Genomic DNA, 22,846 nt, shown 5'->3' on the forward strand with positions numbered 1-22,846 from the left:
AGGGTGTAGTCCATGATGAAGTGGTACGGACTATTGCCGGTGGCTGTGGTGTATTTCCAGCCGTTGCCAGAAGCATCATTCGGCACGCCGAAGGCATCGTCATCGGAGGCTTTCTTGAAGTAGAGACGGGGGGCGCTTGCGCCGCTGGCGACGCCTGAACCATCGGTGATGGTCGCCCAGCCCGAGAGCACGCGGCTGGCGGTGGAGCCGTTGCTCAGCAGCGGATAGCTGATGCCAGGGGCCAGGACATCGCTGCTGAGCGTGAAGTTCCCGGCATCCGCACCGATGTCCGTCGGCGTCAGCTCGCCACGGACCTGCCCGTCGTAGTCATCCGTGACGAAGGCGATGGGGATGCCCCCGCCTTCCGCCGGATTGCTGGCCTGCAGGTGCAGGTCCACCGTGCTGGCGGTGCCGGTGGGATTAATGAAGAACGGGGCCGTCACGGCGCTGGTGGCATCCTGTCCGGTCGCCGCCTGCCATGCGTCTAGGGCGGCGATGTCCGCGCTGTTGTAGGAGCCGAGCATGCCACCTGTGCCGCTGGCGAGGAAGATGTTGCCGCCCGCAGCCAGTCCGGTGGGATCAACCACCGTGCCACCGTAGCTCACGGCGTAGTGCCTGCCAGTCGCGCCGTTGTTGCCCCGGTCGTTGACCAATATGTTGTTCTGAAAGGTGCGCTGGTTGCTCACGCCGGTGCTGCAGAATGCATAACTGCTGCTCGCGCCGGAGGTCTGTGTGCCGCCGACATAGATGGAGTTGTGGTAGAAGTTCCGTCCTGCATCCGTGCCGTTGTCGTAGATGCCGCGCACGATGGCGGCGCCCGCAGTGCTGGTGCCGTCCGCCTTGAGCCCCACGCACACCATGTTGTTCGTCACGATGGCTCCACCTTTGGCGCTTATATCGCAGGACATTCCATTCATCGACGCCGCTGCGCTGCTGGATGAGACCGCCAGACTGTGCACCCGGTTCCGTGTGATGAAGTTCGCATTGGAGCCATAGTACCCCGAGGTGAAGTAAATCCCGGTTACACCGACCGCCGCAGTGGCCGACGTGTTGGCGAGTGAATGCACGGTGTTTTGTGACACGGTGTGGCCACAGAAGCCTGAGGTGATCACGGCAATGCCGTACACTGATTGCGCTGTGGAGGCGTTCGGATTCGGACTCGTGGTGGAGAGATCATGCACGGAGTTGCCGACAATGGAGTTTATTCCATTCAGGACTACGATTCCACCCACCTGCCCAAAGCCATAGCTGGTCTGCATGGAGTTGTTGTTGAGATTTGCCACGGTGTTTCCAGCAATGAGCGAGCTGCCACTGTTGTAGCTGAGAATGCCGGTCACCCGCTGGGAGTAAGAGATGCTGTAGGTGGTCGCCGTGGCGGCATTGAGGCTGTTCGCCGTGGTCGTGCTGCCTACAACGTTGTTGCTGATGGTGTTGATGGTATTCTCCCCGTTGGTGACATGAATGCCGACAAGTGATGTGGGGGTGCTGACGTTCGCGCCATTCATGGTGATGGAACCGACGGCATTGTTCGAAATCGTGATGCTGGCGCTGCTGTTCGATCCAATGCCATAGGCGAAGCCGCCGGCACCAGATGTGGAAACAGTGACGGAACCCGTGCCGGAGCCGCTGCCAACGGTGTTTCCCAAGTTTGATCCGAGGTCTGCCGCGCCTGACTGCACGTAAATCCCGTTCCACACCCCGGGTAAAGAGGATGCGGTGCTCCCACTCATCCAGACAATGTTCTGAATGGTGTTTCCCTGCACGCTGCTGGGTGTTGCAACGCCGACATTCAGGTGAATGCCGGCAAACTGATACCCTGCCCCCGTAGGGGGCGTCGTCCATGCCGCGCCGGCCGCACCGGTTGCGCTGCCGCCGATAAAATTGCCCGTCACTGAGAAGTTGTTTCCAGAGGGATTGTTGATGTAGATCGGACGCACAAACGCCCCCACTCCCGTGCGGCTGGCCGTCTGGTAAAAGCTGTTGTATGTCAGGATCCAGTCGGTATTGCCACCGTCGAGCCGCACACCTGCGGAATCCACGGAAGTGGTGGCATGGAAGTTAAAGATGTTGCAGTTGGAAACCGTGTTGCCGCTGTTGGTCTGCGCGGATGTCGTGGTCGTTCCAAGGGCGTACAGCCCGTTGGTCGGCTTCGTCGCTCCAGCGCAGATGTCACAATGGTCCAAGGTGTTGTTGTCGTTGCCATTCGCACCCGTGGTGGTGCTGAAGAGGACCGTGCCGCTGGTGGCGCTGGTGTTCACGCCGCGGAGCGTGATGTATTGGATGACGTTTCCGCCAGCCTCGTTGATGAAGCGCAGAGCCACGCCGGATGTGCTGGTGTTGGCGATGGTGAGCTGTTTCACCGTCCCCACGCCACCGGCCCGTCCGTCAATCGTCACAAACTGCGCGCCATTCAGATCCACCGTGGCCGCCGTGGCATCCGCGCTGGAGATGGAGAGCGCTGCAGCGCCGGCCTGCGGACGAAGGGTCAGCGTGTTTGTGGCGGTGGTGCCGAGATTGGTGAAGACAAGCGGGAAGGTCTCACCCGTGCTCACGTAGCTGGCCTGCAACTCCAGCACCATCGGCCCTGAAAGCCCGTTGGTTTGAATGGCGCTGAGAGCCTCACCGATGCTGGCATAATCCCCCCCAGGTCCAACAGCATAAGTGCCAGAGAGCATACCTGCCTGCACAGGCAGTACAAACAGCAGGGCATAAATCCATATGAAGAGCCTGGTCATGACATCATGAATCTTAAAAAGACGACACCGACATCATCAGATAAAGACGCGCCTGACAGTGGATCGGGTAGCTATGGATGTTTAACGATGCGATCGTCTAATCACAAGCAGATACTGCTAACCAAGCTTTTCACCTATTCAATATCGTAAATATCTTTAGTTCCGCATGTTTGGAACCAATCAGTTCGTCTTCAAGACTTCAATGAACGCCTCCTGCGGGATGTTCACCCGGCCGATGGCTTTCATCTTCTTCTTACCTTCCTTCTGCTTGTCGAGCAGCTTGCGCTTACGCGAAATGTCACCGCCGTAGCACTTGGCGGTCACGTCCTTGCGCATGGCGCTGATGCTCTCACGGGCAATGATCTTGCCACCGATGGCGGCCTGAATGGCGACAACGAAGAGCTGCTGAGGGATGACTTCCTTGAGCTTGGCGCAAAGCTGGCGGCCACGGCTTTCGGCCTTGCTGCGGTGAACAATGCAGGAGAAAGCATCCACGGGCTCGCTGGCGATGAGAATATCCATCTTGACGAGTTCTGCCGGCTGGGTGCCCGCGTGTTCATACTCCATGCTGCCGTAGCCACGGGTCATGGACTTGAGCTTGTCATTGAAGTCCACGAGGATTTCGTTCAGTGGCAGCACGGTGTGCAGAAGCACGCGACGGTCGTCGAGGGTTTCGGTGTTGTTCACCACGCCGCGCTTGTCCATGACGAGCTGCATGATGTCTCCGATGTTCTCGTTCGGGATCATGATGTTCACCTTCACGATCGGCTCACGGATCTCGTCGATCTCCGCCTGCGGCGGCAGGAAGGTGGGATTGTCCACCTTGAGCTCGGTGCCGTCGGTCTTCCTCACATCGTAAATGACAGACGGATAGGTGGAGATGACATCCATGTCGAACTCACGGCGCAGGCGCTCCTGGACGATCTCCATGTGCAGCAGGCCGAGGAAGCCGCAACGGAAGCCGAAGCCGAGAGCGGCGGAGCTTTCCGCCATGAAGGTGAAGGCGGCGTCATTGATCTGGAGCTTGCCAACGGCGAGCTTCAGCGCCTCGAAGTCGTCGGTGCTGACGGGATAGATGCCGCTGAAGACGAGGGGGTGGATCTCCTTGAAGCCGGGCAGTGGCTCAGGGGCGGGTTTGCGGCTCTCGGTGAGCGTGTCGCCGATCTTCACGTCAGCGGTCGTTTTGACGTTGGCGATGATGTAGCCGACATCGCCAGCCTCCAGCTTTTCACAACTCGTCATCTTGGGCCGGAAGATGCCGACGTCCTTGATTTCGGAGTCGTTGCCTGAGGCCATCAGGCGCACCTTTTGACCACGGATGATGGTACCGGACATGACGCGGACATAACTGACAACCCCGCGATAGGGATCGAAGATCGAATCGAACACTGAAGCCCGCAGGTAGCCGTCGCCTGGATCTGTCGGCGGCGGGATGAAGGCGACGATGGCCTCCAAAATGTCCTCAATGCCAATGCCCATCTTCGCACTGGCAGGCACGGCCTCGTCGGAAGAGAGCTGCAGGATGTCCTCAAGCTGGCGCTTCACCTTTTCGACGTCGGCGCTCGGAAGGTCGATTTTGTTGATGATGGGGACGACATGCAGGTTCTGCTGCAGGGCCAGGTTCAAATTCGCAACGGTCTGCGCTTCGACACCCTGTGAAGCATCCACCAGCAGCAACGCGCCCTCACAAGCGGCAAGCGAACGGCTGACCTCGTAGCTGAAATCAACGTGTCCGGGGGTGTCGAGCAGGTTGAGCTTATACATCTGCCCGTCCTTGGCCTTGTAGTTCATGCACACCGGGTGCGCCTTGATGGTGATGCCGCGTTCGCGCTCCAGATCCATCGAATCAAGCAGCTGATCCTGCTGCTGCCGGACGGTGATGGTTTGCGTGAACTCCAGCAGACGATCAGAGAGCGTGGTCTTCCCATGGTCGATATGGGCGATGATGGAGAAATTGCGGGTGCGGGAGATGGACATTCAGTTGGCTTGGCGGGGGGGCGGAGTATTTAATGCAGCGGCGGGAAGAAAGCAATTCCGATGCTTGATGCCATTGACCTGCCGCCGGATACTAGCCCCCATGAAACCGGAGCTTTTGAGCGAATCCGCCGTCCAGCAGCAGGTGGCTGCCCTTCCCGGCTGGCAGGTGGAAGGCACGGAACTGGTGAAAGAGTTCCGGTTTGCGAGTTACCTCGAAGGCATCGAATTCGTCCGGCGAGTCGCGGTTTTGGCCGAAAAGATGAACCACCATCCGGACCTGCTGGTCGGCTGGCGCAAAGTCACCGTGCGACTGAGCACCCACAGCGCAGGGGGATTGACCGGGCTGGATTTCGCACTGGCCGGTCAGATCGCAGCGGCCGAAGCCGCCGCCTCAAACCTCACCTGAGGCAGGTTCACTGCGCCACGGCAGCAGTGTCGCGATTGACCCTGCGGCCGGAGGGGTCCACCACTTCCACGGTGACGAAGATGATGACGTTCTTGGTGTCCGTCTGTTTGGTGTTGCTCTTGAAGAGCCTTCCCACAAAAGGAAGATCTCCCAGAATGGGAACCTTGTCTTCCACCATGGTGCGATTCTCAATCTTGACCCCGCCCAGCACCACCGTTGCGCCATCGTACACCTTCACCGCCGTGGTCACTTTCTGCACTTTGAAGACGGGCTGCAGGATTTTGTTGGGAGTGATCAATTCATCAGGCGCGCTGAGAGGAACGTAGCCCGAAGAGGTATCACCGTTAGGCAACAGCACCGAGAAGGGCAAAACGCTGAGGCTTGCAGGCACATAAATCGGCGAGCCGTAATTCACAAAGCCTTCGAAAACAGTCATTTCTGGCGCGATCGTGAGTTCCACGGTGCGGCCATCTTCTGAAATCACGGGTTCGACCTCCACCAACACGCCCGTTTTTCTCATTTCAAAGGCCGTGGGCGTTGTCGGCGTGGCGATCATCTGCTGAGAACCTCCTGTTTGAACACGCCCACCGCCCTGCGGCAGTCTGGGCGGATCAAACTCCGTCGGGTAAATGAACTCCTGCGTCACCTCCGCGATCGCTTTGAGACCACTCTTAGTTGTCACGCTGGGGGAGGCATTGACATCAATTCCCTTTTTCTGTGAGAGTGCGCGCAGCACGGATTGAAACTGAGGATTGGTAAACACTCCCGCAACTGACAGAACACCAGGCGCCACGTTATTTGTACCCGTGGTAGAACCCGTCTGAAGCAGTTTATCAAGGGAATTAGCAGTCGTCGCAAAGTCGCCCGATCGGAGACCCGAGGTGAGGGGCCCGCCAGCGTAGGGGAAAGGTGCATTGGTGCCCGTAGGAACCGGGCCCGCAAAAGCCCCCGAAACTGGAATCGCAGGAAACACCTCGCTACCATTCACAACAAGAGGAGGGACGACGTAAGGCGTGTTGAATGCGTAGTTGCCTGGATTGGTCGGTGTTCCATTTCCCGAACTGCCACCGCCAACGAAAACATTATTATTGAGACCGGCACCGCCCATGAGCCAGTCAAAACCCAGTTCTTCGAGGTTTTTCTGGTTCACTTCCAGCATTCGCACATGAATCACGGCCATCTTCGGCGTGGCCTTCGTCGATTGCTCGACGATCATTTCAACCGTCTCCATGTTGCCGATCGTGTTGCGAACGGTCAGCGTGTTGTTCGCTGCGCTGTAGTTGGCGCTCGTTCCATCAGGGAAAGTAACCCCGCGTGCTTCGAGGAACTCCTTGGCCCCCAGACGCCGGATGATCAGCCCTCCGCCTGCCGGAGCCTGCTTGGCGAAAGGATCTGTCGGCGCAGCGGCAGCCGCGTCCCCCCCGGGAGAGTTCTGAATAAAATCGGGTGGCACCCGGAAGGAGCGCGTGACGATCGCATTGTTGCGCTCGCTGATGGATACAAAGATCACGGCGTGCTCATCCACCTTGTAGGCGACTCCGCACATCTCGCTGACGTAGCGCAGCAGCTCCTCCATGGGCACATTGAGAAGATTCAGGCTGACCTGCTTGTCGCGTGCCTCAGGCGGCACACTGACGACAAAACTGATGCCCTTGCCTTCGGGATCCAGGTCGCGACTGCGAACTCGCAGCAGTTCCACCACTTCGACCAGTGTGGCACCGTCAAACTCCACCTTGGGAAAGGTGATGGTGCGCAGTTTTTGTGTGATTTTGTCACTCCCGCTCAGTTGGTTGACGAGGGAAGCCGCACCGGCCCCAAACAGTGAGCTGCGATCCACGTCAGTCAGCGGCACCGGGTCTTCCCATGACCGGGTGACCTCGCCCAGCATTTTGGCACGATGCTGGTCATAAGCGCTCTTATAATACTTCTGCTTTTCCCGCTCCACGCTTTCCATGCCACGCCGTGCGGCACTGTTGGTGGGATCAATCCTCAAAACGTCTTGAAAAGTTGAGATGGCCTTGTCCAGATCACCGATCTGAAGGAACGAGTTGGCCTTGATCAGCAGCGTCTGCACCGCACCCACATTGTCCACGTGCTTGGCGGTCAACGAGGGAGGAAAGCGGTCTGGATCCGCGAGGCGTTTCTTGAGCGACAGCACCCGCTCGTCTTTCGGCGCCACATCGGGCGCAAGGAGCTTATCCAGCACTTTGCCCGCAGCGGCAAGATCACCTTTGGCCGCGTATTCCTGGGCCATCAGGCAGCCTGCCACCACGTAGCCGTCGCGCGCGGCCTGTCGTGACTCCTGGGCAAGGGGAACATCTGGCAGGGCCTTGTAGGTTTCCTCAAACAAGGTCAGCGCTTCAGCCGCCTTTTGCTGATCGATCAACTGGTACCCACGCTCGATTTCAGAATTCAGCGTGTTGATTTGAGTGGCTCGGCGGCGGGTTTCGGCCTGGGCCATGGCCGAAACTGACTGCGCACTGGCTGTCACGACCGCGTTTCCACCCAGAATGAGCATCAGGCAGGCAGCAGCGCCGCGAGCGATCAGGCGGCTTGGCAACACGGATTCAGGATGTTTCGGGAAGGGCTGCAGGAGCATCAAAGTTGGGGAAAATCGAATTTATAACAGGACTCCGTCTTTCGCCCAAGCATTTTCTGCCATGAATCTCAGCCCGCAGTTGCCCTCCCGCCGCATCTTGCTCTGATGACTCCCCCATCCCCAATCATCCATGGCCAAAGCACCCATCAAAGTCGCAGTCACCGGCGCCGCCGGTCAAATCGGTTACGCCCTCCTTTTCCGCATCGCCTCCGGTGCCATGTTCGGTCCGGACCAACCGGTGATCCTCCAGCTCATTGAAGCTCCTTTTGAAAAGCCCCTGGCCGCCCTCGCTGGCGTCGCCATGGAGCTCGACGACTGCGCCTTCCCGCTGCTCAAAGGCATCGTGCAGACCTCCGACCCCGCCGTGGGTTTCAAAGACGCCAACTGGATCTTGCTCGTGGGTGCCAAGCCCCGCGGCCCGGGCATGGAGCGCGCCGATCTGCTCAAGGACAACGGCAAAATCTTCATCGAGCAGGGCAAAATCATCGACGCCGTGGCTGCGGATGACGCCCGCGTGGCCGTCGTTGGCAATCCGGCCAACACGAACTGCATGATCGCCGCCTCCCAGGCCAAGCGCCTCACGCCGGACCGTTTCACCGCCATGGTGCGCCTGGACCAGAACCGCGCCCAGACCCAGCTCGCCCAGAAGGCCGGCGTGGATCTCACCGAAGTGAAGGACATCTTCATCTACGGCAACCACAGCCCCACGATGTTCCCGTCCTTCGCGCACGCCACCATCGGTGGCAAAGCCGCCGCCGACGTCATCAATGACAAGGCCTGGCTGGAAGGTCCTTTCCTGGAAACCGTGGGCAAGCGTGGTGCTGCGATCATCGCCGCCCGTGGCGCCTCCTCCGCTGCCTCCGCCGCGAACGCCCTCGTCGATCACGTCCGCTCCCTCGTCACCCCCGGTGCGATCCATTCCATCGCGGTGAAGAGCAACGGCCTCTACGGCTTCGATCCAGAAGTCTGGGCCGGCATGCCCGTGCGCACCACCACCCCGGGTGCCTACGAGGTCATCACCAGCTACGAAATGGACGACTTCGCCAAAGCCAAGATCGCCGCCACCAACAAGGAACTCGTCGATGAGCGCTCCTTTGTGGCAGAGATGCTGTAATTGAGATTCCTCAAGCTTGAAGCGGCACCTTCGCGGGTGCCGCTTTTTTGTGCCTGCGTGAAGAATCCCCCTCCCTGCCGACGTTAAGGCAGCATGTTTACTTCCCGCCGCGACTTCCTCCAGACCACAGGCTGTGGCTTCGGCTACCTAGCTTGGCAGGCCATGGCGCAGAGTCAGGCGGCACTGGCCAATCCGCTTGCTCTCAAAAAGCCGCACCATCAGCCGAAGGCCAAGCGCGTCATTTTCCTCTTCATGCAGGGCGGCGTGAGCCACGTGGACTCGTACGACTACAAGCCCCGTCTCTTTAAAGACGACGGCAAGATCATCGACGTGATGGATTCCCGCGCCATCGCCAAGACGGGCAAAGGAGCGCTGCAGCGGGTGATGAAACCGCTGTGGGACTTCAAGCAGCACGGCGAAACCGGCCGCTGGGCCTCCAATCTCTTCCCGAACATCAACCAGCATGTGGATGACCTGTGCTTTCTGCATGGCATGCACACGGAGGGCGTCGCGCACGGCCCGGCCACGCTGTTCATGCACACCGGCACCACCAGCAACATCCGCCCGAGCATGGGCTCCTGGGTGATGTACGGTCTCGGCGCGGAAAACGAAAACCTGCCCGGCTTCATGACGATCAGCCCGAGCCTCGGCAACGGTGGCCCGCGCAATTACGGAAACGCCTTCCTGCCCGCTGTCTTCCAAGGCACGCCCGTGGGCCGCTCCGGCCAGCCGGCCCGGGAATCCAGCATCAAGAACATCACCAACGCCATCTGGACGCCCGAGCAGCAGCGCAAGCAGTTCGGACTGCTCAGCGCGCTGAATGCCGAACAGGCCGCCCACGCGATGCCCGGCGATACGGACATCGACGCGGTCATCCGCAGCTACGAACTCGCCTGGCGCATGCAAAACAAAGCGCCTGGCGCCATGGACATCAGCGATGAGTCGGAAGCCACGCTCAAGCTTTACGGCATCAACGAGAAGCCCACCGACAACTTCGGCCGCCAGTGCCTCATGGCCCGTCGCATGGCCGAGCAGGGCGTGCGCTACATCCAGGTCAATTACGGCGACAACTCCAACAACCCCGCCTGGGACCAGCACTCCAACCTGCCCAAGCACGGCGACCACGCCGCAGCCGTGGACAAACCCATCGCCGGACTGCTCGCTGATCTCAAACAACGCGGCCTGCTCGAAGACACCATCGTCTGGTGGGGCGGTGAATTTGGCCGCACGCCCTACGCCGAGAAAAACGGCACCGGACGCGACCACAACCCTCTCGGCTTCACCGTCTGGGTCGCTGGCGGCGGCTTCAAATCCGGCCACGCGCATGGCGTCACCGACGACATCGGCCACATGGCCGTGGAGGACAAAGTCCACATGCACGACCTGCATGCCACGATCCTCCATCAGCTGGGCCTTGATCACGAAAAGCTCACCTTCCGCCACGCGGGAAGAGATTTCCGCCTCACGGATGTGCACGGGCATGTGGTAAGGGAAGTGATCGCCTGAAGAACGGCAAAGTTTCAGTGGTCAGCTTTTCACCGGTGATTTAAACTCAGATCATGAGCACGAAGATGCTGGAACAAAAACTGGCCGAGCTGCAGCAGCGCGTGGAGACCCTGGAGGCAAGAGTAAAGCCTGCCTCCAAAGGAAACTGGCGTAACGCGATTGGCTTCGCCAAAGATGATGCGCTCTTCGACGAAGCGATGAAGCTCGGTGCCCAATGGCGAAAAAAGAGCAACAGGGAGGACCATTAGCCCCATGTTTGTGGTGCTCGACACCAATCACTTCCGCGAAGTGGCGGAAGCAACCCCCTTGGCTGCCAACCTTGATCGCAGTGCCGCCCAAAAAAATGCAGAAGTCTTTCTGAGCATCATCACTGTTCAGGAAGCCGTTGGTGGCTGGCTGGCGCTGATCAACAGCACCCAGGCGGGCAGAGATCAAATTGCCGGCTATACGAGTTTTCAAAGAACAATCGCCGCCTTTCGCCACTTTGACATTCTACCCTTTGACACCGAAGCCGCGACCATTTTCCACCGTTTGAAAAGCCTGCATCCACGCACCGGCACCATGGACCTCAAGATCGCCGCCATCCGCCTCGCGCATGACGCCATGCTGCTGACACGCAACCTCTCGGACTTCCAGCATATCCCCGGTTTACGTGTTGAGAACTGGCTGGATTGAGGCTGCAGAAAACTCATTCCCGACACTTCAGAAGAGACTTCCGCCTCACGGACGTTCATGGGCACGTGGTGAGGGAAGTGATCGCCTGAGCCATTGGCTCTGATAAAACGCTGGCCGAGGTCCGTGTAACTAGCATGGGCTTTCCCCACATGCGTACTGCTTGCCTCATCATGCTGCTCTGCGACATGAGCGTGGCCAGGGCGGTGGAAACGAAGCTGGGCTTCAACCGGGACATCCGGCCGATCCTCTCCAACAAATGCTTCCGCTGCCACGGCTTTGATGAAAAAGGGCGAAAGGGCGACCTGCGCCTGGATAAGCGCGAAGATGCCGTCGCTTCCCGTGATGGAAAATCGGCCATCGTTCCCGGCAAACCTCTGGAGAGTGAGTTGATTCATCGTATCAGCACCACGGATGCCGATGACATCATGCCGCCGCCGGATTCGAAGCTCTCGCTCAGCGATGAAGAGAAGAACACGCTTCGGCGCTGGATTGCGGAAGGGGCCGAATACGAGGCGCACTGGTCTTTGATCCCACCTGCAAGTGCAACACCGCCGGAGGTTAAACAAGCGAACTGGCCGCGCAATGAAATCGACCGCTTCATTCTCGCACGACTGGAGAAGGAAGGCATGACGCCAAGCCCGGAGGCCGCACGCGAAACTCTGCTGCGGCGGGTCAGCTTCGATCTCACCGGTCTGCCGCCCACGCTGCAGGAGATGGATGCAGATCCAAGTGCGGAAGCCTATGAGCGCGCCGTGGATCGCCTGCTGGCCTCCAAACACTTCGGTGAACGCATGGCGGTGGAGTGGCTGGACGCGGCGCGCTATGCGGACACGAACGGCTACTTTGGCGACAAGACGCGCAGCCTGTGGCCGTGGCGGGCCTGGGTGATCGACGCCTACAACCGCAACCTGCCGTTTGATCAATTCACCATCGAGCAGCTAGCGGGAGATTTGATTCCCCATGCCACCACTGCTCAGCGCATCGCCACCGGCTTCAACCGCAACCACATGGCCAACAATGAGAGCGGCATCATTGATGAGGAATACCGGGTGGAATATGTGGCGGATCGGCTGGAAACCACCGGCACCACCTGGCTGGGGCTCACCATCGGCTGCGCGCGCTGCCACGATCACAAGTACGATCCCATCACGCAGCGTGAGTTCTACCAGCTCTTTGCCTTCTTCAACAACGTGCCCGAGTCCGGGCTGATCAAAGCTGACAACCCACCGCCTGTGCTCAGCGTGCCCTCAGCACAGCAAGAGCTGGAACTCAAACGCCTCGCCGCAGACACGCAGCAAGCAGAGCGGGAGTTTCAGCCCTTCACGGCGGCTTTGCGGCATCAGATCACCAATTGGGAAAAAACAGCGGCCACCTCCCTGCCCTCATCTCCTACTGCTCAGCTCGCCGCACATTTCTCCTTCGATGGCCAGATCGATGCGAAGCACTTCGGCACCAGCGATGTGTTTCAAAACGGCATCCTCGGGCAATCGGCCAAGTATGATGCGACGCAGCATGCGGAGTGGCCGGGAGCTTTCGACACCGATGCCGCCTGGACCGTCGGTCTCTGGCTCATGGCAGACACGTCACTGAGCGGGGTCTTTTCCAAGATCGAACCCGAAGGCAGACGGCGGGGCTTTGAGGTGATCTGGCAGAAGGGCCGCTTTCAGATCAATCTGGTCAGCAAGTGGGGGACGGATGCCATCGAGCTCGTCACGCAGGAACCAGTCTCTTCCAAAAAATGGCATCATCTGGTAGTCAGCCATGACGGCACCCGCCGCGCAGCCGGCATGCGCGTCTTCATCGACGGCCTGCCTGCGACGACGAAAACCATGAATGACACGCTGAAAGGCCCCACCGCCACCAGCGAGCCGCTGCGCATTGGCAGGCGAGATGCGAACCTCGGATTCTACGGCCAGCTCGATGAACTCCGCCTGCTGCAACGCCCCGTGACTGCGCAAGAGGCGGAGTCATGGTTTTGGAGCGAGCGCCTGCGCGGGATCGCCGCGACACCAGCGGCGAAGCGCAGCACCGCAGACACGACGCTGCTGCAGGACTGGTTTGTCGAGCATCATGCGAACCCGCAAACGCTCGCTGCACACAAGCGAGTGCGCGAAGCCAAAGCCGCTGAAGCCCGCCTGCGCGAAAGCATCCCCACCACGCTGGTGATGCAGGAGATGCCCAGCCCGCGCAAAACGCATCTGCTCACACGCGGGCAGTATGATCATGCTGCTGAAGAGGTGCGGCCCGGGATTCCTGCGTCGTTGTCCACGTGGCCGGCAGACGCACCGCCGAACCGCCTGGGCTTTGCCAAGTGGCTCGTTTCAAAGGAGAACCCGCTGACGGCACGTGTCGCGGTCAATCGTCTCTGGATGCAATGCTTTGGCGAAGGACTCGTGCGTACCGTGAACGATTTCGGCTCTCAAGGCGAAGCGCCCAGCCATCCGGAGCTGCTCGACAGGCTGGCGGTGCGCTTCATGCAAAGCGGCTGGGATGTGAAGACGATGCTCAAGCTGATGGTGATGAGCGCGACCTATCGGCAAAGCTCGCAGTTCTCCGCGAGTGATCCCTCCAACCGCCTGCTGGCACGCGGCCCGTCTTTTCGACTGAGCGCCGAGATGGTGCGGGATCAGGCGCTGGCCGTGTCAGGCCTGCTGGTGCCGAAGATCGGCGGACCCAGCGTGAAGCCTTACCAGCCACCTGGATTGTGGGAAGCTGTCTCCTACAATGGCGAAGAAACCTATGTGAACGACACGGACGCAGGCCTGTGGCGGCGCAGTCTCTACACGTTTTGGAAACGACAGTCGCCGCCCCCTGCCCTGCTCACCTTTGACAGCCCCACGCGTGAAAAGTGCGCGGTGCGCCGCGCCCGCACCAATACGCCGCTGCAGTCGCTCGTGCTGCTCAATGACGAGACTTACATCGAGGCGGCACGCGTCCTCGCTGCGTGGGTGCTGGCACAAGAAGGCTCTGAATCTGAAAAACTCGCACTCGCATTCCGACGCGTGACATCCCGTGCAGCAGATCCTGCAGAACTCCAGCACCTGACCGGGTTGCTGAGCAGGCAACGCGCCCATTTTGACGCCGATCTCGAAGCAGCAGCGAAGCTCATCGCAGCGGGCGCATCCGCCCACGGCAAAGATCTCAATCCCGTCGAACTGGCCGCATGGACTCTCACGCTGCACGCGTTGCTCAACCTCGACGAAACCATCACCCGCCGATGAATCCCGCTTTGACTCGCCGTCAGCTTTTTGGTCGAGCCTCCGCAGGCATCGGCACCGCAGCGCTGGCCTCGCTGCTGGGCGAGGGCCAGGGCTTCGCCGCACCGCACTTTGCACCCAAGGCCAAGCGTGTGATCTACCTCTTCATGCACGGTGGGCCTTCACAGCTCGATCTGTTTGATCACAAGCCCGGCTTGAAAAAAATGCATGGCCAGGAGTTTCCAGCCTCTGTGCTGGGAGATCAGCGCCTCACCGGCATGACCAGCGGGCAGAAGAGCAAGCCGATCACTTCCTCGCTCTTCAACTTTCAGCAGCATGGCCAGTCCGGCGCGTGGATGAGCGAGCTGCTGCCCAATCTCGGCCGTGTGGCCGATGAGATGTGCATCATCCGCTCCATGAACACGGAGGCGATCAATCATGATCCCGGCGTGACGCTGCTGCAGACGGGGCATCAGCAGCCGGGACGTCCAAGCTTTGGTGCCTGGGCCAGCTATGGGCTCGGCAGTGAGAATGCGAGCCTGCCTGCCTTCGTGGTGCTCATTTCACGTGGCAGCGCCGCGCGTCCGGCGGACCCGTTGTATGCGCGGCTGTGGGGCTCCGGCTTCCTGCCTTCGAATCATCAAGGGGTGAGCTTCCGCAGCAGCGGCGATCCCGTTTTGTATCTCTCCAATCCACCCGGCATCAGCGCGGCCTCACGGCGTGATGAGCTGGATGTCATCCAGGCGCTGAACCGCAGGCAGTTCACGCAGCAGCTCGATCCCGAGATCGAGACGCGCATCACGCAGTATGAAATGGCCTACCGCATGCAGACCAGCGTGCCGGATTTGATCAGCCTGAAGGACGAGAGCGCGGCCACGTTTGAATCTTATGGTCCGCAGTCACGCGCACCCGGAAGCTTTGCCGCGAACTGCCTCCTCGCGCGCCGCATGGCGGAGAGCGGCGTGCGCTTCATCCAGCTCTACCATCGCGGCTGGGACCAGCACTACAATCTGCCCAGCGATCTGCGCCTCCAATGCGGCGACATCGACCAGCCTTGCGCCGCGCTGATCAGCGACCTCAAACAGCGCGGCCTTCTCGATGACACGCTCATCGTCTGGGGCGGTGAGTTTGGCCGAACCACCTACTCCCAGGGCAAGCTGGAACCCACCAACCATGGGCGCGATCATCATGGCCGCTGCTTCACCATGTGGCTGGCGGGCGGTGGTGTGAAGCCCGGCCTGCAGTTCGGCGAGACGGATGACTTCTGCTTCAACGTCGCGCGCGATCCCGTGCATGTGCATGATCTCAATGCGACGCTGCTGCACCTGCTGGGTATTGATCACGAACGGCTGACCTACCGAGCTGAAGGCCGCGACTTCCGCCTCACTGACGTGCATGGGCACGTGGTGAGGAAGGTGATCGCATAGAACATTTGAAATATTTATAGCCTCTTAACCTTGCGCGGGGACATGAAGCGGATCCCCTCTCCCCACCGATGACATGGCAATACCCAAGACGTTCTTGGGGGAACCGTAGCGAAGCGGAGATAGACGAAGTCAACGGGAAGGGTGAGGGGTCATTCCATGCAGGAGAAGGCGGGCTGTCGTCCCCTCACCCCGGCCCTCTCCCCGGAGAGAAATATGGGTTGCCGTCCTGTGTCTGGGGCGGGGAGAGGGAGAACTGCTTTCCTGCTCCCTCCCCTGTGGAGATCAGCGCAGGTAGTAGTCTTTGACGCGCTGAAAGTCTTCTTCAGGCAGCGCCTCGGCGCGGCCGTCGTTGCGAATGACCACGCGTGTCTGCTTGCCGCCGGAGCCTTTGCTCACTTCAGGGGCGGCCAGCACGATGGTGATCCCCGGAGACTGGGGCGTCAAAGTGCTGTCATAGAGCCATGGCTTGGGTTCAGCTCCCGGCCCGGAGGCCACGGTCAGCAGTTCTGGTTTGGTGAGGGCGCCCGAGTCGATCAACTCCTGCAGCTTCTCCGGGTATTTGCCGCCGTTGCCTGCGGCATGTGTTTTCAGGGCGATGAGCACCTGGCGGCCATTGCTGAGCGTTTTCACCTGGGCGCCGCGCTGCTGCATGGTGGTAAACACCGGAACGGCCAGGGACGAGAGCACCGCCAGGGTGGTGATGCTGGAAAAGGACCCGGGGTTCATCGTGGGGATGCTGCTGTTGCTCACGCTCAGGATGCCATCCGGCTGATTGGCGAAGAAAAATGCCTGCGGATAGCGGGCATGAATTGCGATCATGTTGATCAGAGACATCGCCATTTCGCTGCTCGCCTTGTCCTTGCCGGTGGCTTTTGCAACGGAGGCTGTGCCCTCGGCCTTGATGCCATCGAACACGGCCGTCATCAGACGCTTGGAAAGAAACAGGCAGCCATTGCCTTCCGCAGGCATCCCCTTCCACACGCGGGCAAAATCCGGCTGGCTGCTGAGCTTCTCGCCCTTCGCCATCACGGCGTCATAGTAGCCCGGACGTGTCGCGATGATCAGGCGGTCGCCTGCCGCATCCAGCATGAAGACCGGCTGAAAATCCATCGGCGGAGGCCCCATCGGCCCGCGAAAGCGGCCCACCAGGGCGCCATTGACTTCCTGCACCTCCACGGGTGAGCCCGGCGACTGCAGCATGGGCAGCACCTGCGCTTTCAGCACGTCTTTGATCCAGCCGAGCTTGTCGATCACGATGGCGGCGTTCACCCCCGGCAGGCTCACGCGGGCTCCCGGCCCGGACAGGCTCTGCTCCGGCATCATCGTGGCAAAGAGGGCCACACGCACGGAGAGCTTTTCCGCCATCTCGCGGTAGGACATGCCCAGCGCCGGCTGCGGAGCGGAGGCCATCGCCTCCAGCATGGCCCGCTGCTCCTTCGGGGTGGATTCCAGAATCACCGGCCAGGCCTCCGCCACGAGATCCTTCAAATGCAGCGGAAACTCCAGAGCGAGATCCGTGTCCTGCGGGGCGAGGGCGGGCGCCAGCAAGGGCTCAGCCGGTCCTCCGGTCAAGGTGAGGAAGCCTTTCCGCCCTTCAGGCGTGTAGGCAAAGCTGCGGTGGTGGTTCATGCCCTCGGACACCTTGCGCGAGCTCGTCCCGCCGGCCTTGATCGAGTCCAGCCCGGTCATGTTCATCATCTTCTTGAAGGAGAAGTTCGGCGGCAGCTTGGCCTTTTCCCCCTCGGGCATGTTCTTGAAGATCTCCTCAAAAAAGGCCCCCATCAGCCCCATCACATTTTCCTCCTCGGCATACGTGAAGGAAGCCCCACCCACATCCAGCTTGGAAGCGACGGCTTGGAAATGCGGCGAGCTCCCTTCCGTGACAAGAGTCACGCCCGGGCTTGTCGCCACAGCCACAGGAGCAGCGCTTTTGTTACACTGGGCAAGCCCCAGCACGGCAAGAATGGGAAGGATTCGGAGGTACATGCGGCAGGAGAATGGCAAGTGCATCAGCAGAATCAATTCCAGAACTGAGGCAAAAATATACTGATCCCAAACCATCAAAGCACTGATGACGGAAACTCATCGCTCATACAGGCAGCGCGGCGTTCAGGCGTAGGTTGGGTGTGTTTGGCGTCGATGGTGTTTCATGCGCCATCACCTCCTTCGCCAAACCGCCCGACTGCGAGGACTCTCCTACGCCATGGTGTTTTCAGCACGCTCACAGACGGGCGGGCTTTCGCCACAACCGTCCTACAGCACCATGCGTCGCACTACTTCTTGGCCAGCGACTCCAGGTAATCGAGCAGGCTGGCGAATTCATGGACGGTGAAGTTCGTCATCAACCCGGGCGGCATGATGGAAATGGGCAGCTTCTGGCGGCTCTTGATGTTCTTCACGGCAAAGGTGAATTCCTGGGAGGCGACATTGCGGAGCTTCACGTTGTCGGCGGACTCCAGGGTGATGAAGCCCATCTGCTGCGTGCCGTCGTTCATCGTGATGACCTCGCTGGCAAAGCCCTGCGCGATGGTCTTGTTCGGATCGAGGATGTTCTGGGCGAGATCGGGGCGCTTGTACGTTTGCGCGATGTTTCCAAGATAAGGGCCTTTTTGCGCTTCGGATTCCTTCGTCGTGTGGCAGGCGATGCAGGTGGCTTTGGTGAAAATCTGCTCGCCGATGGAGACATCGCCCTTGGCTTTGATCACGGCGGCCAGAGCGTCCTCGGGCTTGAGGGTGCCGACCTTCGGCGACTTGTCCTCGCCCTTGGCCACGAGCTTGAGGCTCTTCACGGCGTTTTGTGCGGCCTTGGAAACGCTGGCATCAGCGTCCGTGGTGGCGGCCAGGATTTTTTCGTCCACGCTGTGGCTCTTGGTCTTCACAGCGGCGTTGATGATCTGCACGCGGCGCTTCGCATCCGCCCATCCAGCATCCAGGGCCTTCTGCGACATCTCGCGTGCCTCGGGGCTGCCGGTCTTGCGTGCCGCGAGGCTGAGCAGCGCGGCTTCCGCCCAGGCGGCGGTTGGCGTGCCCACCTTGGCGGCTTCGGTTTCAAAGGCCTGATGCACGTTCTCCAGCTTTGGCGCACTGAGGAAGGCTGTCCTGCCTGTGTCCTGCTCTTTGCCGGAGCCCTGCTGCGCATCCAGCGTGACCAGCGCATTCAGCGCCGCCGTCCAGGCCTCGGCACTGTCGGTCTTGGCGATGGCTGTCAGCGTGTTGGCCAGAGTCGCCGCCGCGCTCTGGGGATCGAGTTCCTTGCTGTTCGCCGCAGTGATCAGCAGCGGAATGCCATCCGCAGGAATCGTGTCTGCTGTGGCAAGCTGCGCCACCGCATCCGGGATCACCTTCGCATCCTGCTTCGCCAGCACGAGAATGCGCTCAAGGGCATCGTTCGACTGGATGCGGTTGCGGTTCATTTCTTTGACGAGGAAGGCGGCTTCTTCAGGCGAGGCTTTGGCCAACGCGTCCTTCAAAGCCGCCGCGATCTTCGGCGTCTCGCTCCATGCTTCCGGCTGGTAATAAGGGCCGCGTGTGTCTGGGCGCGTGCCCCAGGAGTCGCCCTTCCATTCGCCTTCGTGGAAATGCAGGCGGCAGAGAGCGGAGAGGATGCCTTGGCGGAGCGCGGGATCGGTGGCTTTGGCGAGGCGCTCAATGAGGCCGGTGACGACTTCAGGGGTGTGCACTTTCCTCAAAGCAATCAGCATTTGAGAGTGCCTCTCCATTGATTCAAATGCTCTCTGAACTGCCAGTTCGTAAGTCTTCTGCGTTTTTGCAGTGAAGGCATTTCGATCGTTAATCGCGTACTTACGATACTGTTCATGGTTGGTGCTCAAAGAGAATCCATCATTGGTTTTGATTTGAGACATCAGCTTAACGAAACCCTCGCTTGGTTCACTTTGAGGTTCATCCAAGCTCTCTTTGGTCAATCGCTGCCCCAGTTCTCGAAACTTTGACAGCTCATTCAATAGATCGGCTGCCACGTTTGCCGCCGTGTGAGCGACAATAGGGTCGTCACTGAGCATCGCGCCAACAACAGCATTCCAAAGAGAATCTGTGATTGGCTCTAAACGTACCAATGTTGAAGCTGTTCTAAGTGCCGCGACCTGGGATCTTGGTTTTTTACTCTTGATGCACGATTCCAAAAAGCGCTGCTCAATTTCGGAGATGGTCCACAGTTCGAGGGGTTTATAGTTATACATATTTTCGCGCATTCCATACCTGACTCGAACCCAAGTCTCATATTTGGTCCCAGCGGGAAACACGGGAGTGGGATACATTCGTTGAGCCACCCAAGGCGCTAATTCATTTCCTGCATAGAAGTCCACAGGGGGGGCCACACGTCCCACATCATCTCCTTCGCTTCGTACAGCACCCAACGCAGCGATTCGTGCTGGCATAGGTTTGCTGGAGTCATTAAAAACATCTGCGGCAACCTTCTGGATCACTTTATTGGGCAATGATTCAACAAGGTTTCTTCTCATCAATTCCCTCTGCGCATCCATCCTCCGCCGGTTGCTCGGTGACTCCAACTGCTTCACCAACTCCGCATCACTCGCCTTCGCGAAATCCGGTAGCGGTTCTGCTTTGAAACCCTTCGGCCTCACCTGCACGATGTAGCCCACATCGGGGCCTTCCCAGTTAAACGTCGCGCCTTTCCAACTGGCGCAATAGACGCGGCTGTTGCCATCGACGTCGGCGTCGGTGGGGCGGGTCATTTGGATGAAGGGCTGGGGCTTTTCGGTTTCCTCAAAGGTCGCGCCTTTGGGCTTCACCTGATGGTGCCAGAGGGCGCCGGTGCCCCAGTCGCAGGTGAAGGGGGCGTTGTTCCATTTGCCGAAGCCGGGTTCGTCGATGTACACGGCACCGCAGCCGCTGCCGCCGCCGTAATCGGCCAGAGGCTGGATGCACTCGTCGTTGAAGTTTTTGTAGAGGCGCGGGTAGCCGTGATCATCGAGGCCGGTGAAGTGGTGGAAGCGCACGTTCCAGCCGCCGCCGTCGTTGGTGTTGTCGCGGGCGAAGATGTCCATCAGTGGGCTGATGGCGACTTCGAGGATGTTGCGCGTGCCGGTGCTGTAGATTTCCAAACCGGTGCCGTCAGGGCGCACGCGGATGACGCCGCCGCCGCGATGCTGCAAGTGCTTCCCATCCGTGCCTTCGGCGTCCATGAAACCGAAGTCGCCACCGGCGATGTAGAGCCAGCCGTCGATGCCGAGGCTGAGGCCATTGGTGGTGTGGTCGGCAGGACGGTCCTTGTAACCAAAGGCGATGTTTTTCACCAGCACCTTCTCTTCATCGGCCACGCCGTCGCCGTCTTTGTCGATGTAGGCGCTGAGGTGCGGCGGATGCACGAGGTAGAGGCGGTCTTTGTCCCAGACGAGGCCGCGCGGGGCGTCCACATCTTTGACGAATTCCTTCACTTCATCAGCGCGGCCATCGCCATCATGATCCTTCAGGCGCAGGATGCGGCCACGATGCGGATTGCGGCCCAGTGAGCCGTTGCCATCGCTGCTGACATACAACGTGCCGTCGGGAGCGGCGGCAATGAAGACGGGATAGTTCGCCGACTGTGGTGGCGCGAAGAGCGAGACCTCAAAGCCTTCCTGCACCTTCACATCCTTCAAGATGGCAGCCTCCTGCTCGGGCGTGAGCTTCACGATCTTTGGAGCCACATTGCCCGCGTCCTTGAGAGGATCGCTGGCCTTGTCGTATTCCTTCTTCTGTGCCGCGCTGAGCTTGGGGGCCACGCCTTTGATGTTGGGGCCTTTGAGCTGCACCTCACGGATGCTCGCCCAGCCGCCGCTTGTTTTAGCAAGCGCGTGAATCTTCACGAAGCGGATGCCTTCCACCTTGGCGAAGTCATTCGAGTAAGGCGCGTTCTTCGTGTTGGCACTGCCATCGACAAGGGTGCTCCACGTTTTGCCATCGGCGCTGCCTTCGACCTTGAACTGATACACACCGCCGTTTTCCCAGGTGGTCTTGATGCCGGTGAGGGCCTGCGGCTTTTCGAGTTCAAGCTGGAGCCACTGCGGGTAATTGGGATTTGCGGCGCACCAGCGGGTGCCCTCATCGCCATCCACGGCTTTCCAGGCGTAGTTGCCCTTGCCGGACTCCTCGCTGCTCGCGCTGGCTTTCACCGGCAGGCCGTCTTTCGGCAGCACGGGCGGCTTCGGTGCTTCCACGGGCTTGGCAGGCACAAAGGTGATCTTGTTCTGTCCCTTGAACGGCGTGAGGTAATCCGGCGTGAGCTTGTCCATGGCCCACAGCAGGCCGCGTGTGACGAGGTCCAGGTAGCGTGCATCCGCCACGGTGTCGTTGTTGTGGCCAATGGTGGTGCTGAAGCTGCGCGCGCCCACTTTTTCGTTTGTCCAGGCCACCACGTAGTCCACGTCCTTGCCTTTGACGACCTGCTTGCCCATGGCCAGCGGATGGCCGTCGAAGATATTCACATTGTTGTACAGCTCCTCTTTGATGGTGGTCCAGTCCGCGAGGGGCTTGGTGATCGGGTGCTCCTTGTCCACAAACGTGATGGCGATCGGCTCCTGCGGGCCGTGCGAGGCGGACTGGATGCCGAGGTGCTTGAACCACGCATCCGTGCCGGTGCGGAAGCTGTGCATGGCGCAGTGCAGGTGCACGGCGGGGATGGTCTGGTGCACATCGAGGATGCGCTTTACCAGCGCCATGTCCTTCACGCCGGCGGCGCATTCGTCATGGATGATGATGTCGTAGCCCTTGGCCCAGTCCGGATTGTCATACAGCGGCAGCGGCGGGGTGACGGACTTGTCATCCGTCCACACCACATCCACCTGCACATTCGCCCGCGCCTGGATGCCCTGGCTCAGAATGAGGTGCTGCTTGGCATAGTCATGGCAGCAACCACCGGCCACGAGGAGGGCTTTGAGCGGCTTGGTTTCGGCATGGCCAACAGAGGCCGTGGCAAGGAGGAGCAGGAGTGCAAAGGAACGCATGGAGAAAAGAGGGAAAGCAGTAGCCGCACAAAAAGCGGGGTTTCTATCAGAAAAGTATTGGAAGGAAAGTTGTCCAGTTGCGCCGCAACGGGAGTTTTCCATACCCGTTACAGCGCAACTCGGCAACTTTGCACCGCAGGACACAGCGCCCAAGGCGCGCGGGCCTCCAAGCCCGCAGCGGGTCGCCTTCCCACTGCGGGTGGAGGCTCGCGGCAGCGTTTTGGAGTGCTCCAGTCCTCTGGAGCTTT

The 22,846-nt window shown here is 60.0% G+C and carries 12 protein-coding genes; 7 read left to right on the forward strand and 5 right to left on the reverse strand.

Going from position 1 to position 22,846, the window contains the following annotated elements; all coding sequences use genetic code 11:
• Together WAW39_RS18915 and lepA are read right to left on the reverse strand one after the other, a co-directional pair.
• Positions 1–2,735 (reverse strand): beta strand repeat-containing protein (locus WAW39_RS18915; RefSeq protein WP_422320727.1); only part of this gene is annotated, 2,735 nt, incomplete at its 3' end.
• A gap of 180 nt (positions 2,736–2,915) precedes the next feature.
• Positions 2,916–4,712, reverse strand: a complete 1,797-nt coding sequence (gene lepA, locus WAW39_RS18920; protein ID WP_422320728.1) for a translation elongation factor 4 — start codon at positions 4,710–4,712, stop codon at positions 2,916–2,918.
• A gap of 100 nt (positions 4,713–4,812) precedes the next feature.
• Between lepA and WAW39_RS18925 the strand changes: the two genes are divergently transcribed.
• Positions 4,813–5,118 (forward strand): 4a-hydroxytetrahydrobiopterin dehydratase, encoded by a 306-nt coding sequence (locus WAW39_RS18925; RefSeq protein ID WP_422320729.1) that lies wholly within the window; start codon positions 4,813–4,815, stop codon positions 5,116–5,118.
• 7 nt (positions 5,119–5,125) lie between these two features.
• On the opposite strand, the gene WAW39_RS18930 is transcribed toward WAW39_RS18925, so the two are convergent.
• Entirely contained in the window at positions 5,126–7,717 is a 2,592-nt protein-coding gene (locus tag WAW39_RS18930) for an Amuc_1098 family type IV pilus outer membrane protein (RefSeq protein ID WP_422320730.1), read from the reverse strand.
• Between the two features lie 130 nt (positions 7,718–7,847).
• Between WAW39_RS18930 and WAW39_RS18935 the strand changes: the two genes are divergently transcribed.
• The 6 genes from WAW39_RS18935 (at position 7,848) to WAW39_RS18960 (ending at position 15,636) form a co-directional block, all read left to right on the forward strand.
• Positions 7,848–8,831, forward strand: a complete 984-nt coding sequence (locus tag WAW39_RS18935) for a malate dehydrogenase (protein ID WP_422320731.1) — start codon at positions 7,848–7,850, stop codon at positions 8,829–8,831.
• 93 nt (positions 8,832–8,924) lie between these two features.
• Positions 8,925–10,337 (forward strand): DUF1501 domain-containing protein, encoded by a 1,413-nt coding sequence (locus WAW39_RS18940; RefSeq protein WP_422320732.1) that lies wholly within the window; start codon positions 8,925–8,927, stop codon positions 10,335–10,337.
• A 53-nt stretch (positions 10,338–10,390) separates the two neighbouring features.
• Positions 10,391–10,585 (forward strand): hypothetical protein, encoded by a 195-nt coding sequence (locus tag WAW39_RS18945; protein ID WP_422320733.1) that lies wholly within the window; start codon positions 10,391–10,393, stop codon positions 10,583–10,585.
• A gap of 4 nt (positions 10,586–10,589) precedes the next feature.
• Positions 10,590–11,012 (forward strand): type II toxin-antitoxin system VapC family toxin, encoded by a 423-nt coding sequence (locus WAW39_RS18950; protein ID WP_422320734.1) that lies wholly within the window; start codon positions 10,590–10,592, stop codon positions 11,010–11,012.
• A 149-nt stretch (positions 11,013–11,161) separates the two neighbouring features.
• Positions 11,162–14,233 (forward strand): DUF1553 domain-containing protein, encoded by a 3,072-nt coding sequence (locus tag WAW39_RS18955; RefSeq protein WP_422320735.1) that lies wholly within the window; start codon positions 11,162–11,164, stop codon positions 14,231–14,233.
• Positions 14,230–15,636 (forward strand): DUF1501 domain-containing protein, encoded by a 1,407-nt coding sequence (locus WAW39_RS18960; RefSeq protein WP_422320736.1) that lies wholly within the window; start codon positions 14,230–14,232, stop codon positions 15,634–15,636. Before WAW39_RS18955 ends, WAW39_RS18960 begins: the two co-directional genes overlap by 4 nt.
• A gap of 282 nt (positions 15,637–15,918) precedes the next feature.
• On the opposite strand, the gene WAW39_RS18965 is transcribed toward WAW39_RS18960, so the two are convergent.
• Positions 15,919–17,622 carry a hypothetical protein gene (locus WAW39_RS18965; RefSeq protein WP_422320737.1) on the reverse strand — a complete coding sequence of 568 codons (1,704 nt, stop codon included), beginning with the start codon at positions 17,620–17,622 and terminating at the stop codon, positions 15,919–15,921.
• 287 nt (positions 17,623–17,909) lie between these two features.
• A complete protein-coding gene (locus WAW39_RS18970) occupies positions 17,910–22,598 on the reverse strand; it encodes a DUF7133 domain-containing protein (protein WP_422320738.1) in 4,689 nt (1,562 codons plus the stop codon).
• Positions 22,599–22,846: the final 248 nt, after the last annotated feature.

The sequence above is a fragment of the Prosthecobacter sp. genome, assembly GCF_049294395.1.
Lineage (GTDB): Bacteria > Verrucomicrobiota > Verrucomicrobiia > Verrucomicrobiales > Verrucomicrobiaceae > Prosthecobacter.